The 15016-nt window shown below is 63.8% G+C and carries 6 protein-coding genes; 2 read left to right on the top strand and 4 right to left on the bottom strand.

The window, feature by feature from the left end; all coding sequences use genetic code 11:
- Positions 1-75 precede the first annotated feature (75 nt).
- Together ABE571_RS05760 and ABE571_RS05755 are read left to right on the top strand one after the other, a co-directional pair.
- Entirely contained in the window at positions 76-750 is a 675-nt protein-coding gene (locus tag ABE571_RS05760) for a rhomboid family intramembrane serine protease (RefSeq protein ID WP_070470961.1), read from the top strand.
- 383 nt (positions 751-1133) lie between these two features.
- Positions 1134-4172, top strand: a complete 3039-nt coding sequence (locus ABE571_RS05755) for a TonB-dependent receptor (RefSeq protein ID WP_346493360.1) — start codon at positions 1134-1136, stop codon at positions 4170-4172.
- A 153-nt stretch (positions 4173-4325) separates the two neighbouring features.
- Here the strand turns inward: ABE571_RS05755 and ABE571_RS05750 are convergent, their stop codons facing one another.
- From ABE571_RS05750 to ABE571_RS05735, 4 genes are all read right to left on the bottom strand, one after another.
- Positions 4326-6338, bottom strand: coding sequence for a M13 family metallopeptidase (locus ABE571_RS05750; protein WP_346493359.1), 2013 nt, complete (start codon positions 6336-6338; stop codon positions 4326-4328).
- Between the two features lie 200 nt (positions 6339-6538).
- On the bottom strand, positions 6539-9631 hold the full coding sequence (locus tag ABE571_RS05745) for a TonB-dependent receptor (RefSeq protein ID WP_313219003.1): 3093 nt from the start codon (positions 9629-9631) through the stop codon (positions 6539-6541).
- A gap of 222 nt (positions 9632-9853) precedes the next feature.
- Positions 9854-11962: a M13-type metalloendopeptidase gene (locus ABE571_RS05740; RefSeq protein ID WP_313219227.1), complete on the bottom strand. Its 2109-nt coding sequence runs from the start codon at positions 11960-11962 to the stop codon at positions 9854-9856.
- Positions 11963-12182: 220 nt separating this feature from the next.
- Positions 12183-14996: a TonB-dependent receptor gene (locus tag ABE571_RS05735; protein WP_313219001.1), complete on the bottom strand. Its 2814-nt coding sequence runs from the start codon at positions 14994-14996 to the stop codon at positions 12183-12185.
- Positions 14997-15016 lie beyond the last annotated feature (20 nt).

Genomic DNA, 15016 nt, shown 5'->3' with positions numbered 1-15016 from the left:
TGAACGCGGGCGCCGCCACGCAGATGGCGGCCGGGCGCTGCGGCTATGATGGGCGCAGTTCCAAAGGATGCCCCCATGTTTCCGCGACTGCCTACTGTCACCAAAGCGTTGTTGATCGCCAACGCCGTGCTGTTCCTGCTGCAGCAGCCATTCCTGCTCGGCAACGGCACCTTCGAGCCTTTCATGCTGCAGCCATTGGGCGGCGGCTTCGATCCGTTCTCGCCGGGCGGCAACTTCCAGCCCTGGCAGCTGCTGACCTATGGCTTCCTGCATGGCAGCTTCGGCCATCTGTTCTTCAACATGCTCGCGCTCTTCATGTTCGGCGCGCCGCTGGAACAGACCTGGGGTGAGAAGCGCTTCCTGATCTATTACCTGGTGTGCGTCGCCGGTGCCGGCCTGTGCCAGCTGCTGGTCGGCATGATGCTGGCCGATCCGGCCACGGTGCTGGGTGCGTCCGGTGGCGTGTTCGGTCTGCTGCTGGCCTACGGCATGCTGTTCCCGAACCAGCGGGTGATGCTGCTGTTCCCGCCGATCCCCATGAAGGCACGCACGTTCGTGATCGTGTTCGGTGCGATGGAGCTGATGCTGGGCGCCACCGGCTGGCAGCCGGGCGTGGCCCACTTCGCGCATCTGGGCGGCATGTTGTTCGGCTGGCTGCTGATCCGCTACTGGCGGGGCCAACCACCGTTCAACAACCGTCGTCCGCCGGGCCCGCCGAAGCGACCCAATCACCTGCGCAGCATCAAGTAAGGCGTTGAATGTCGTGAAATGCACCTTGCGCCCTGACGGGCGTGAGGCTGCGTTGTCGTGTTCGCCTCCTTTTTATTCGTGGTGCGTCGTCTTTGCCCGGGTGCCTTCGCAATCAGCATACAGAAAGTGTGGGTAACGTCCCGTATCCAGATAAAAAACTGAGATGGATTATCTCGATATGCCTCGGATAATTGTCGTGATCAGCTTTTTTTCGTCGGGAATTAGAATAAAAGTCTTCTAATTCAGTGAGTTAGATGTCAGTTCAGTTTGAATTGCGGCTTGCAAAACAGTGAAATTAAGATCGGGTTCAGTTGCGGATGAACGTCATTTCGCCGCAACGCTGCTGACATTTCGGTATGCAACTCCCGACTCAAGGACACTCCATGACACCCAGCATCCCGGCCAATCGGCTGAAGCGCACGGCCTTGGCCGTCATCCTGACCTCCTTCATCGGCGCCGCCGCAGCACAGAGCACCACGGGCTCCGTCTACGGCTCTGTGCCGTCCGCCGCGGGCACTACGGTTGTCGTGCAAAGTGACACTGGCCTGCGCCGCTCGGCCACCGTCGATGCCAACGGCCGTTACACCCTGGGTTCGCTGCCGGTGGGGCGCTACACCGTGACCCTGCAGCGCGACGGGCAGGTTGTCGAGACGCGCACCGACGTGCAGCTGATCGTCGGTGCCGGTACCGAAGTCTCCTTCAGCCGCGGTGGCAGCGCCGGTGGCGATGCGACCACCCTCGGCACCGTCAATGTGACAGCGACCAATGTGCCCAAGATCGATGTGAGCAACACGGTGTCGCGCTCGGTGATCACCTCCGAACAGTTGGATGTACTGCCCCTGGGCCGCAGTGCGGAAGCCATCGCGCTGCTCGCCCCGGGTGTGGTCGGCGGCAGCGGCGCCTTCAGCAACGGCTCGCGCTCGGTGCTTTCCTTCGGGGGGTCCAGCGTCAGCGAGAACGCGTATTACATCAATGGCTTCAACGCGACCAACCCGCTGAACAGCCTCGGTGGCGTCAGCCTGCCCTACGGCTCGATCGATCAGCAGGAAACGTTCACCGGTGGCTATGGCGCAAGCTATGGCCGTTCCACGGGCGGCGTGATCAACCAGCTCGGCAAGCGCGGTACAAACGAATGGCATTTTGGATTCCAGACCACCTGGCAGCCCGATTCACTGGCCGAATCGCCCCGCGACATTCTGTATCCGGACCGCGGGCTGCAGGAGGGGTATGAATTCGAGGATCCGACACTGCCCGGCACGCTGTACCGCTCGCGTCGCGGCGACAAGGCGACCCGTACCACCTACAGCGGCTACGTCAGCGGCCCGCTCATCGAAGACCGGCTGTTCGTCCATTTGGCGGCCGAGCAGGATAAGTCCGACGGCGTGTCCACGGCCTCCATCGAGTCGGCGCAGCAGTCGCGCAGCCACTACACCATTGATGCCCCGAAGTTCTACGGCAAGATCGACTGGAACATCAATGACAGCAACACGCTGGAATACACGCGTCTCCAGAACACGGACCGTTACGACGCCTATTACCGGGACTTCGATTACGAGACCCGCAGCGAGGGCGAGCGCACGGGGACGTTTGCCAACACGACGAAGGTGAAGGACACCTACGACGTCTTCAAGTTCACCAGCTACCTCACCGACGACCTCACGCTCAGCGCACTGTGGGGGCGAAGCAAGCAGGACAACCTGGACTCCAATCCCTTGAGTTCGGGCAATCCTCTCATCAGTGGCGCCAACAACCAGGATCCGTTGATCACCGGTGGCACCCCGATCCGCAACGATCAGCCGGCGGCCAACGACAAGGCCTACAACGCGGGCAGCACGTCGCGTGGCCTGCGCGTGGACCTGCAGTACCGCATCGGCGATCACGAGATCACCGGTGGTATCGACAACATGACCTTCCAGGGCAGCAACGAAGGCGAGGCGATGACCGGCCCCGGCTACGCCTGGATCTACTCGCGCATCGCCCCGGGTTCGTCGCCGTCGCCTGGCTTCGATATCACCCCGCCCGGTGGCGAGGGTTACTTCGTGCAGAAGTACATCTACTCCACCACCACCAGCATGTCGCTGAAGCAGAAGGCGTACTACCTTGAAGACCGCTGGCAGGTGACGCCGAACTGGCTGCTGACCCTGGGCGTACGCAACGACACGTTCACCAATTACAACAGCGCCGCCGTGGCGTATGTCGAAACCGGCCACCAGTGGGCGCCCCGGCTGGGCGCGGCGTGGGACGTATTCGGTGATTCTTCGCTGAAGGTGTTCGCCAACCTGGGCCGCTATTTCCTGGCGCTGCCCAACAGTGTGGCCATCCGCGGTGCGTCGGCGTCGACCTACACCCGCGAGTACTTCACGTACACGGGAATCGACGCGAATGGCAATCCGACCGGACTGGGCGAACTGGGGCCGGGCCCGGTGTCGGCCAACAATGAGTATGGACAGACGCCGGATCCGCGCAGCGTGGCGCCGAGCGATCTGAAGTCGCAGTACCAGGACGAGCTGATCCTCGGCTTCGAGAAGACCCTCGGCACGGCGTGGAACAGCGGCGCGAAAGTCACCTACCGTCGCCTGCAGACCGCGATCGACGATACCTGCGATTCGGACCGCATCTACGACAAGCTCGATGCCATGGGTGTGGATTCCAGCAACCTGGAGGTGCCGGGCTGCGTGATCTTCAACCCGGGCAAGACCAATACCTTCCTGGTCAAGAAGACCGACGGCTCCGGCTACGTGCCAGTGAGCATGAGCGGGGCGGACTGGGGGCTGGGCAGCAACAAGGCCAAGCGTGATTACGTGGCGGTCGATCTGTTTGTCGAACATCCGATGAGCAACAACTGGTATGGCCGTCTCGACTACACCTGGTCGCGCAGTTTCGGAAACACCGAAGGACAGGTCAAATCGGACATCGGCCAGGATGATGTCTCCAAGACCCAGGACTGGGATTCTTCCTACCTGATGGAGTACGCCGGTGGCTATCTCGCCAACGATCGCCGTCATCAGTTGAAGGGCTACGGGGCCTATCAGTTCACGCCGGAGTGGACGGCGTCGGCCACGCTGCGCGTGATGTCCGGTGCGCCGAAGAGCTGCCTGGGCTATTACGGCGCCGACCAGAGTGATCCGATCGCCTACGGCTCGGCCTACCACTATTGCAATGGCAGCCCCTCGCGTCCGGGCGATGCCGGCCGCCAGCCGTGGACCACGCGCGTGGACCTGGGCGTGATGTATCGCCCCACGTTCGCCCAGCAACGTCTTGGCTTCGGGCTGGATGTGTTCAACGTGTTCAACCAGCGCCGCGCGCTGCAGTCGGATGCGACGTACCAGGCAGGGCCCGACACCGTGTCCAATCTCTATGGTATCGGGACCTACTTTACTGCGCCGCGCACGGTTCGGCTGTCGGCGTCCTACGACTTCTAACGTACTCCCTCACTCTCCGTGGACGGGTCTTCGACCCCGGCGCCTGCCGGGGTCTTTTTTGCCTGGTTGGCGGGTTATGGACACAAAAAAAAGGCGCCCTTGGGGCGCCTTCTTCGTCAGCCGCTGCGGCTCAGCGCAGGTCCGGCAGGGGGCTCAGCGCCAGACCTTGATCTGGTCGTTATCCACGCGCTGCATCGGCTGGCCGGGCTTGCAGGTGAACGTGGCACCGAACGCCGGCAGGTTGGACAGCGGGCCGTTGGTGCGCCAGCGGCCCGGGGCCAGGATGTCCGAGGTCACGCGCTGCGCGGCCACGTTCGGCGACAGCTGCTGCGGCCACAGGCTCGCCCACGCACGGAAGAAGCCCTGCTGGGCGGCCGGCTTGGCCGCCGGTTCGACAGCCTTGTAAGCCTCCCACGCCAGTTCCAGACCGGCCAGGTCGGCCAGATTCTCTTCGCGGGTGAGTTCACCGTTGACCTTGGCCCCCTTCACGCCCGGGTAGTCGTAGCCGCTGTACTGGGCGGCCACGCGGTTGCCGAACAGGGTCCAGGCGGTCTTGTCGGCCGGGGTCCACCAACTGCGCAGTTCGCCCTTGGCATCCACCAGCGCGCCCTTGGCGTCGATCGCACGGGTCAGCTCGTGCGCGACAAGCGCGCCGTAGCTGCCGAACAGGTCGGCGGTATCGCCCTTGGCATTGAACACCGGGCCCTGCAGCACGGCGGCAGTGACGATCAGGCGGTTCTGCGCGATGTCATACGCCAGTGCCGGCTGCTGCGGCAGCACGTCCCAGCGGCGGTCGGCGTTGCCCTTGCCGATGCGCTTCATTTCCTCGCGGTGGCGCCAGGTGGAGGCGATCAGCATGTTGCCGCCGAAGCTGCCGCGGCCCATCGGCTGCACCGTGTAGTCCAGATCGCGCAGCGGGGTGCCGATCTCGATCTTCAGCGCAGCCAGCTTGGCCTGTGCTTCGGTCTTGGCCTCATCGCTCATCCAGGTGCTGCGCTTGACCGCATCGATCTGCACTTCGCGGATCTTGTCCACGACCAGCGCTGCCTTGCGACGGTCGTCGGCCGAGAGGTGCTTGGCCGCATATTCGCGGCCGACCATCGGGCCGGCAGCCACGTTGATCGCATCCAGCACCTGCTCCCAGCGCGCCGGCGGCAGGGTCTGGCCACGCATCACACGGCCACGGAATTCGAATTCGGCATCGCGGTAGGCCTTGGACAGGTACGGGGCCATTGCATCACCCACGCGCCAGCGCAGGTAGACCTTCCACTGTTCCGGCTTGAGCCGGGTGACCATGCCGTCGAGCTGCTTGAACAGCGCCGGGTCGGACAGCGAGACCAGGTCGTCATTGACGCCCTGCGCCTTCAGGAAGGCCTCCAGCTGCAGGTTGCGGTAACGGCTGTTGAGCTCCTTGGTGGAGATCGGCGCGTAGTTGTTGAACGGATTGTTGATGCCGGCCAGCGACTGCGCATTGCGCGCCAGCTCGGTCTCCAGCGCGATCACCGACTGCGATTCGGCATCGAGCTTGTCAGCCGGGGTACCGGTCAGCGCCAGCACCTGCTTGACGTAAGTGCGGTAGCGCGCCATCAGCGCGACGGTGTCGGCATCGGTACGGGTATAGAACGCCGGGTCCGGCAGGCCCATGCCGCCCTGCATGAAGTAGCCGATGTGGCGGTCCAGCGCCTTGAGGTCGACGTCCGGGGCGAAGTTGAAGGCCACCGGAATGCCGACCTGGTGCAGCGCGGCGATCGAGGCCGGCACGTCCTTGGCCTTCTTGATCGCGTTGATGCGGGTCAGCAACGGGGCGATCGGGTTGGAACCGTCGGCTTCCACCGCGGCCTCGTCCAGGCCGCTGGCCCAGAAGTCGCCGAGCAGCTTCTGCACGTTGCCCTGCGGTGCGGTCATCGCCCCATCCAGCAGTTCACGCTGCTGCTGGCGCGCGCGGTCGGCCAGCTGGCCCAGTGCGGTGGTGGCACCGGTCTGCGGCACCGGATTGGCTTTCAGCCAGGTCGCGTTGGTGGCCTCGTAGAAGTCGCTGCACTGGGCGCTGACGGCCGGCGCGCGGGCGGCGGCCTTCTTCTTCGGCGCGGCGTGCGCATCGGGAGCAGTGACCAGGGTGACCAGGCTGATGCCCAGGGCGATGGCAAGCGGACGGAACTTGGGCATGTAAAGCAAATCCATCGAGGATTGAAGATCGCGCGAGTGTATCAAGCCGCGACGCATGGCGGCATGCAGGAAGGGGGGGCGGAGGGCGCTGCGGGCCACGGGGCGGCGCCGGTACAAAAAAGCCCCGCCGGAGCGGGGCAGGAGAGAGCACGGGCAGGCCAACCAGGGCCCGGCCAGATGGCCGGGCCCTGCAGGGTGGATCAGAAGTCGTATCGAGCGCTCAGGCGAACCTGGCGCGGCGAGCTGTAGTTCAGCGGCTGGTTGTAACGTGCATCCGGGGTCACCCGGTCGGTCGCGTAATTGCTGTAGTAGGACCCGGCAATCTGGCGATTGAGCACGTTCAGCACGTCCGCCTGCAGGTTCAACTTGTTGTCCGCCCAGTTCGGCGTATAGGCCAGTGACAGGTTGAGGTTGAAGCCCCACGGCGTGGTGCCGTTGTCGCCGCGTGGCGAGAACCGGTAGTCAGCCGAAGGCGGGATGTAACCGGCGCTCCCCGGGGCGGTGCCGCTGCCGGCCAGGCCGCAGAAGTGGTAGTACGCGCCGTTGTACAGGCCCTGGTCCGCAGTCGGGTAATAGCTGGTGCAAGAGCGCGGGCGGCCGGAGTCGATCAGCAGGGAACCACCGACGCGCCACTCGGGCGTGATGCTGTAAGAACCGTAGGCCTTGATCTGGTGCGCACGGTGGTTCGGCAGCGGACCGTTGGCGCCGACCATCAGCTGCGGCAGATCCCAGTCCTGGGTCACCGAAACGTCGGTCTGACCGCCCGTGCCGGTATCAAGATCCGATGCCAGCTGGCCTTCGGTATTGCCGTAGTTGCGTGCGAAGGTGTAGTTCACCTTGCCGTAGAACCTGTCACCTATCGAGCCTTCCAGGAACAGGTCAAGCGCGTAGTACCGGCGCTTGAGCTTGGGCAGATCGAGTTCAGCGGCGGAGTAGGTGTGCTTGGCCAGCGTACCGTCGGCCTGCTCCTCCCAGAACGTGTTGCTTTCACCCGGATTGAAGATGAAGCAGCCGCCCCCCAGTGCCGGCGTGCAGGTGTCATCGATCGCACTCTTGAGGTCGCGGTAGGTCACCTTGGCCCCCCAGATGGCGTTCTCGCCCCAGGCCTGTTCCATACCGACGATGAACTCATCCTGGTAATGCGATTTCAGGTCGACCGCGGCAACCGTGCGCGGATCGGGTGCATCGCCGCACTCCAGGTTGGAGGAGATGGCATTCGGGTTGCCCGGGCAGGTGTATCCCAGGCTCGGGTCGACCGAAACGTTGACCAGCCCGGTCGGCGTGCCGTCCGCAGCAACGCCGGTATACGTGAAGTACTCCATCGTATACAGCGAGCCGGACGCGGCGCGGACGGCCACGTTGTTGGGCAGGGCCAGGTGATAACGTCCCGCGTTGGCGAACAGCTTCAACGAGGCATCGCCATGGACATCCCATACGCCACCCAGGCGCGGTGCCCACTGGTTGTCCTGCTTGACGTACACCTCATCGGCGCTGGTGAAGTTCTTGAAGGTCTCGTTGCGCAGGCCCAGCGTCAGCAGGACGTTGTCGCTGACCTGCCAACGGTCCTCGAGGAACTGCGCGGACTGCTCGGTTTTCACCTTGGCGATCTGGGTGTAGTACTGCTGGCGAACGTAGTAGCCCTGGCTGCCCAGGCCACCGGCCGAGGCCGGCGAACCGACGCCGTGTGAGGCATCGATGGCGGCATTGGCGTTGTTGGAACGGCTGTAGACCCAGATGAAGCCGCCGCCGTACTCGCTGCCGGTGAACGACTCCGCTTCCATGACGTCCAGGCCGGCGCGCAGGTCATGGTTGCCCAGGCGATAGCCGACATCCAGGCGCCAGCCCTTGGTTTCATCGTAGGCGCCGGGGACGTTGACCGTGGCAGCCGTCCAGCAGCCGGCATAGTTGGCGGCGGGAATGCCGGGTGCACGTGCGGTGGCCGCGGCGGACGTGCGCGGGCAGGCCGGATCGTAGCCCCACGGATTCTGGCTGTGATCGATCTTCTGGGTGCCGTACAGCGCCGACACCGTGAGGTCATCGGTCAGATAGCCGGTGTACTTGCCGATGTACAGTTTGGCCTTGTCCTCGTTGTTCGTGCCCGCGTTCTGCTCGTTGCCGTGGGTGAAATCGGCGTAGTTGAAGGTATAGCCGGCGCTGTCGTACTTGGTGACGTCGGAGATGCCGGTGAACTCAAGCAGGTGGTTGTCAGTGATGTTCCAATCGATCTTCGCTGCCCAACGCGGATACTCGTAGGAGTATTCCTGCCATGCGTTGGTGGTCGTTGCCGCGGCTTGGCTCGTCGATGACACGCCGGCACCCTCACGCTTGGTCACCTCGACGTTGGCGTAGATGAACAGCTTGTCCTTGACGATGGGGCCGCCGACATACGCGCCGGTGGTCTGCGTCCAGCTCTGGTTCTTGTTCCGCAGCTGGTACAGCTGGCCATCCGTGCGCTTGGTCGGATCAGGATTGTCCGCACCGTAGAAGCCGGTATCGGCAAAGTAGCTGTTGCGCGGGTTTGCACGCAGTGCCTCCGGGCTCCAGTAGGCGTAGCCGCCGCCACTCCATTCATTCGTGCCGCGCTTGGTGACGATGTTGACCACGCCACCGGTGGCGCGACCAAACTCGGCACCGTAGCCGCCGGTCAGGATCTGCTGCTGCGAGATCGCATCGAAAGGCAGGGTGGTGGAGCCGATCGACGACAACGGGTTGGTCACCGCGTAGCCATTGATGTAGAACGCGTTTTCGGACGATGCGGCACCGCCGAAACTGGGGACCGTGACGCCACCGGAGGTGTAGCTCGCGTTGGAAATCACGCTCGGCGCCAGCAGTGCCACGCTGGCGATATCACGGCCGACCGCGATCTGCTTCAACTGTTCGGAGGTGAACACCGTGCGGGTGTCGGTCTGGCTGACGTCGATCTTGGGCACGGCCGTCGCCCTGACCTCGATGCGGTCCAGCTCCTGGACCCCGGTGCTGGAGAAGGAAACCTCGGTGCCGCTGGCGATCACGACCTGCACTCGTTCGCGGACGGCGATCACCTGGCCCTCTTTCTCCACGGTCACCTTGTAATTGCCGTTCGGCAGATCGCTGGCACGGTAGCGACCATTGCGGTCGACGGTCACGGTACGGCTGGTACCGGTATCCAGGTTCTGCACGCTGATGGTGCTGCCAGGTTCGCCGGTACCGTAGATGTTGCCGGTAACGGACTGCGCGTGCGCTGCCCCGGCCAGGCACAGGCCCAGCGCGATGGTCAGTGTGGCCCGACGAAGCGGCATGGCTTGCTTGATCATCAACTTCCCCCATTTGATTGAAAGAATTAACGGGTGCTTAATGAAGCCCCGATAGCTGAATATCAAATAAATGGTCGCGTTGCAATAATTCCGTCATTTCGTTTTTACATCAGAGACACACAGATCCAGTTGTTGCTTTCCTGAAAAGTGAGGGCACTGAACGACGAAGGCCCGGGTTTCCCCGGGCCTTCGAATGGTCAGACGCTCAATGAAGGGCAGTCGTTACCAGATCACCACCTGCTGGTCTCCTGCGCGCACCATCGGCGAACCGGCCTTGCACTGGAACGCCGCGGCGAAGGTCGGCAGGTTCGACGGGGCACCCATCGCGCGGAACTGCGCCGGGGCATGCGGGTCGGTCGCCAGACGGACCTTCATGTTCTCCGGGGTGTACTTGGTGCGCCACACGGTGGCCCAGTTGAAGAAGAAGCGCTGGTCACGGGTGAAGCCGTCGACCTTCGGGTCTTCCTTGCCGGCCGAGGCCTTCTGCAGGGCATCGTAGGCGGTGGCCAGGCCACCCAGGTCGGCGATGTTCTCGCCCAGGGTCAGCTTGCCGTTGACCGGCTGGCCATCCACCTTGTAGCCATCGAACTGCTTGATCAGCTTGCCGGTCAGGCCGCTGAAGTTCTTGGTGTCGGCCTCGGTCCACCAGTTCTCGAAGTTGCCGGTCGGCCCGAAACGGCTGCCCTGGTCGTCGTAACCGTGGGTCATTTCGTGGCCGATCACCGCACCGATGCCGCCGTAGTTCAGCGCGTCATCGGCCTTCGGGTCGAAGAACGGCGGCTGCAGGATGGCGGCCGGGAACACGATCTCGTTCTGCAGCGGGTTGTAGTAGGCATTGACGGTCTGCGGGGTCATGCCCCATTCGGTCTTGTCCACCGGCTGGCCGATCTTGGACAGCGCGAACTTGTAATTGAACGCGTTCGCCGCGCGCACGTTGCCCAGGTAGCTGTCGCGGCCGGTGGTCAGGCCGCTCCAGTCACGCCACTTGTCCGGGTAGCCGATCTTCGGGGTGAAGGTTTCCCACTTGGCGATCGCCTTGGCCTTGGTCTCGTCGCTCATCCAGGTCAGGCCCTGGATGCGCTCCTTGAGCGAGGCGGCCAGGTTCTTGACCAGTTCTTCCATCTTGGCCTTGGCTTCCGGCGAGAAAGCGACCTTGACGTACAGCTGGCCGAACGCATCACCGGCATCGTTTTCGATGGTGCCCAGCACGCGCTTCCAACGCGGCTTCTGCTCCTTCTGACCGTTCAGGGTCTTGCCGTAGAAGTTGTAGTTCTCATTGACGAACGCATCAGCCAGGTACGGCGAGGCGCCGTCCACGGTGTGGAAGCGCAGGTAGGCACGCCACACCGACGGATCGGTGTCGCCCAGTGCCTTGCTCACTTCCTGGTGGAAGCTCGGCATGGCCAGCGAGAACTTCTCCGGGGCGGCGATGCCCTGGGCCTTGAAGAACTCGGTCCAGCTGAAGTTCGGGGTCAGCTTGTCCGCATCGGCCACGGTGACCGGGTTGTAGAACAGCGAGACATCGCGCGAGAGCTCGACGCTGGACTTGGAGGCCTTGGCCAGGCGCGTTTCGAACTTGACCACGTCGGCGGCCTGCTTCTCGGCATCGGCCGTGGCCACGCCGGCCAGTTCCAGCACCTTGGCCACGTGGGCCTGGTAGGCCTTGAGCTTGTCGGCGTTCTTGGCGTCGGTGTAATAGGTGGTGTCCGGCAGGCCCAGGCCGCCCTGGCTGGCATAGGCCAGGTTCATGCTGGAATTCTTGAAGTCCGCTTCCGGACCGAAGCCGAACAGCACGTTTTCGCCCTTGGCCGCGCTGCTGCGCAGGTAGTTGGCGATCGCGTCCTTGTCCTGCAGGCCGTCGATGGCGGTCAGGTCGGCCTTGATCGGCTCGATGCCCTGGGCATTGATCTTGGCCTCGTCCATGCCGGTGGCCCAGAAGTCGCCGACGATCTTTTCGATGCCGGCCGGATTCTTGACCGCCGCGACCTGCTCGGCGAGCTGGTGCTGCACGGCGACCGAGCGCTCGTCCAGGATGGTGAAGGCGCCCCAACTGGTACGGTCGGCCGGGATCTCGTTGGCGGCCAGCCACTTGCTGTTGACGTAGTCACCGAACGCACCGCAGGCGTCCATGCTGGTGTCCAGATCGGACGGGTGGAAGGCGTTGTAGGCCGGCAGCTTGCTCTCGTCGAGCTTGTACTCGGTGGCGGCCGTGGCGGCCGGCGCGGCGGTGGAGGCTGCGCTGTCCGTCGCCGGGGTTTCGTTCTTGCCGCAGCCGACCAGCGCGGCCGAAACGGCCAGGGTCAGCAGTACCAGTTTGGGTGTACGAGCGATCACGTGATTGGCCTCCAGGCCGGAAAGTCATGCAGGAATGGCCCCGAAGAGCCTGTGGGCCAGACGATACGCCGCCGGCCCGGCCTGCAAGGGTGTCGAAGGTCATGGCCGATGGCAAGAGGCCCGATCCGGTCAACTCCGGACGTGGCCCTGGCCCGGGGCGGCCAAGGAAAAGCCCCGCCTTGCGGCGGGGCTTGGGGGGTGTCATCCCGGGTGCGGCTTAGTTGGTCTTGGTGCCGAAATCGTACTTGGCCTGCACGTACACCGCGCGGCCGTACGGGTTGTAGATGCTGCTGTTGTACGGCGAGGCGATGTTGCCGGCGTAGCTGTGGGCCTGGCCGTCGGGCATCTTGTTGAACACGTTGTTGACCATCACCGAGAGGGTGAGGTTGTCCAACGCCCGGTAGTTCACGCTCAGGTTGTAGGTGGTGTACGAGCCCCACTTGCCGGCCTTGTAACCGGACGGGTGGACGTAGTCGAAGCTCTCGCCCAGGTAGGACATGTAGTTCGGCGTCTTGCCGATGTAGTTGAAGTACAGCGTGGTGGTCCAGCGGTCCTTGGCCCAGCCCACCGAACCATCGGTACGGACCTTGGCGTAGGCATCGTAGTACCACATCGCATACGGGTCGCGCAGCAGATCCAGGTAGTCATCGCCCGGTTGCGGCTGCAGCTCGCGCTTGAGGATGTTGGTGTAGTTGCTGGCGAACTGCAGCGAGCCGAAGCGGCCGATGTCCTGCACGTACTTGAAGCTGGCCGTCAGTGCCTGCAGGTTCTGGCGCGCGACGTTGAGCTTGGGCGTGAAGATCTGCTCGATGTTGCCGGCGGCATCGCGGGTGATCCAGTCCGCAACGTTCTCGCAGCTGGCCGAGGTCGGGTTGCCCTGGCCATTGCGGCAGTAGTATTCCGCGCGCAGCAGCTGGTCCGAGCTCAGGGTGTCGACTTCGTTGTCGATCTTCCAGTTGTAGTAGTCCACCGAGATCGACAGATTGTTCATCGGTGCCCAGACCACGCCGGCATTCCAGACATCGGCGGTGATCGGTTCCAGCTCGGTGTTGCCGGCCTGCACGCCGAACACCGATTCGTTGCCGTAGGGGCAGGCGAGGGTATCGGCCGGAGCATAGCCGAGCTGGCCGCAACGGTAATAATCGACTGCGCCGTTGGCGTAGTAGCCGCTCTCGCCCTGGAAGGCATCGGGCAGGGTCGGTGCACGGAACGCAGTGCCGTACTTGCCGCGGAACAGCAGGCTTTCGATCGGACGGAACTCCACGCCGACGCTGTAGGTGGCCTTGTCGATGGTGTTGTCGGCGATCTTGTAGGCGTCATAGCGACCCGAACCGGTGACGGTCAACGAGTCGATCAGCGGCAGGCGCAGCTCGGAGGTGACGGCGTAGTTGCTGCGATGGCCATTGCCGGCTACCGAGGTGGTGCCCCACACGCTGCCATCCATCAAGCGCTCGTCCGGGCGGTAATCCCAGCCTTCGCTGCCGGCTTCGGCGACCACGGCGAAACCTGCATCGCCACCGGGCAGGGTGAACAACGAGCCGTTGGTGATCTGGAAGCGGCCCAGGTTCTGCCAGGTCTTGCTCTGGTTGTAGGTGTATCCGGTGAAGCTCTGGAAATCACCGGCCGGCAGCTGCGAATAGAACGCGCCCCAGTTCGGGCTGTAGATGTTGTAGCCGTCATCGGTGGTGCCCAGCACCGGGCCGAGCACGCGGTCTTCGAAGTAGCTGTCGATGTCATCGGCCCAGCGCACGAAGCCGCGCTCGGTGAGCTTGTACTCGCCGCGGCTGAAGCTGGCGCTATAGTCCCAGTTGCCGAACGTGCCACGCCCGCCGAGGGTGACCTGGTAGGCCTTGTTGCGGTCGGTGTTGAGGATGTCCTTGTAGCCGTTCGGCCCGATGTCTTCAGGCGCGAACGCGCGCTGCAGGTTCATGTACTGATCGGTGTCCTGGTCATAGAACGCGCCGAAACTCAGGTCGCTGCCCCAGAACGTATAGCCCGAACCCGGGGTGTACTTGACCTCTTCCAGGCTGTACAGCGCATCGGCGAACAGGGTGAAGTTGTCGTTCACATCGAACGTCATCGAGCTGTAGAACTGGCTGCTCTCCTTGTCGTTCTTCAGGGTGCGGTAGCCGGCGCCGTAGGCCGAACCGCAGGACTCGCCGGCCGCGCGGGTGCCCAGCACGGTGGTGCCGCCGAACTGGCCGGCGACGCTGGCGCAGCGGGTCGGATCCATCATCACGAACGCGTTGTTGTCCGCCGGCAGGTAGACCAGGAAATCATTGGCCGGCACCTGCGCGCTGTAACCGACGCGGTTGTTGGTGCGGGTCAGGTCGCGCTGGTAGCCCCAGATCGGGTTGCTCTTTTCGTACTGCACATTGACCAGTGCGTTGAAGCGGTCATCGGCGCTGTTGAAGCCCCTGGCGCCGCTGACGCGGATGTTGTTGCCGCCGCCTTCGGTGGTGGCGCCCCCGCGGACGTTGAGCACGCCGCCGTCCATGCGTTCTTTCAGGATGATGTTGACCACGCCGGCGATCGCATCCGAGCCGTACAGCGAGGACTGGCCGCCGGGCAGGATCTCGATGCGCTCGACGATGTCGATCGGAATGCCGCTGAGGTTGTTGAACGCGTCGCTGCCGTTGTAAAGCGCCGGGTACTGCAGCATCGGCCGGCCATTGATCAGGTACTTGGTGTAGCCCGGATCCAGGCCGAACATGCCGGCCGCTTCGGCGCCCTGGGTGAACGAGGCGGCGGTCTGGCCGCCCTGCAGGCCGCCGGTGGTCAGCGAAGACTGCTGCAGGACTTCGGAGATGCTGGTGAAGCCGCGCGTCTGGATGTCTTCGGCGGTGACAGTCAGGACCGGCGTGTGGTTCTCGATCTCGGTCTGCGGGATCAAGGACCCGGTGACAGTGACACGATCGAGATTGGTGGCGGCGTTGTCCTGTGCGAAGACGGTGGCGCTGGTGAGCAGCAGGCCGGTGAGGACGGCGGCGGCAAGCGGATGACGCGAGATCGAATTACCTTGGCGAGACATGTGCAACCCCATGTAGTGGT

The sequence above is a fragment of the Stenotrophomonas sp. TWI273 genome, from assembly GCF_039674765.1.
Lineage (GTDB): Bacteria > Pseudomonadota > Gammaproteobacteria > Xanthomonadales > Xanthomonadaceae > Stenotrophomonas.
This window is presented reverse-complemented; position numbering and strand designations above follow the sequence as displayed.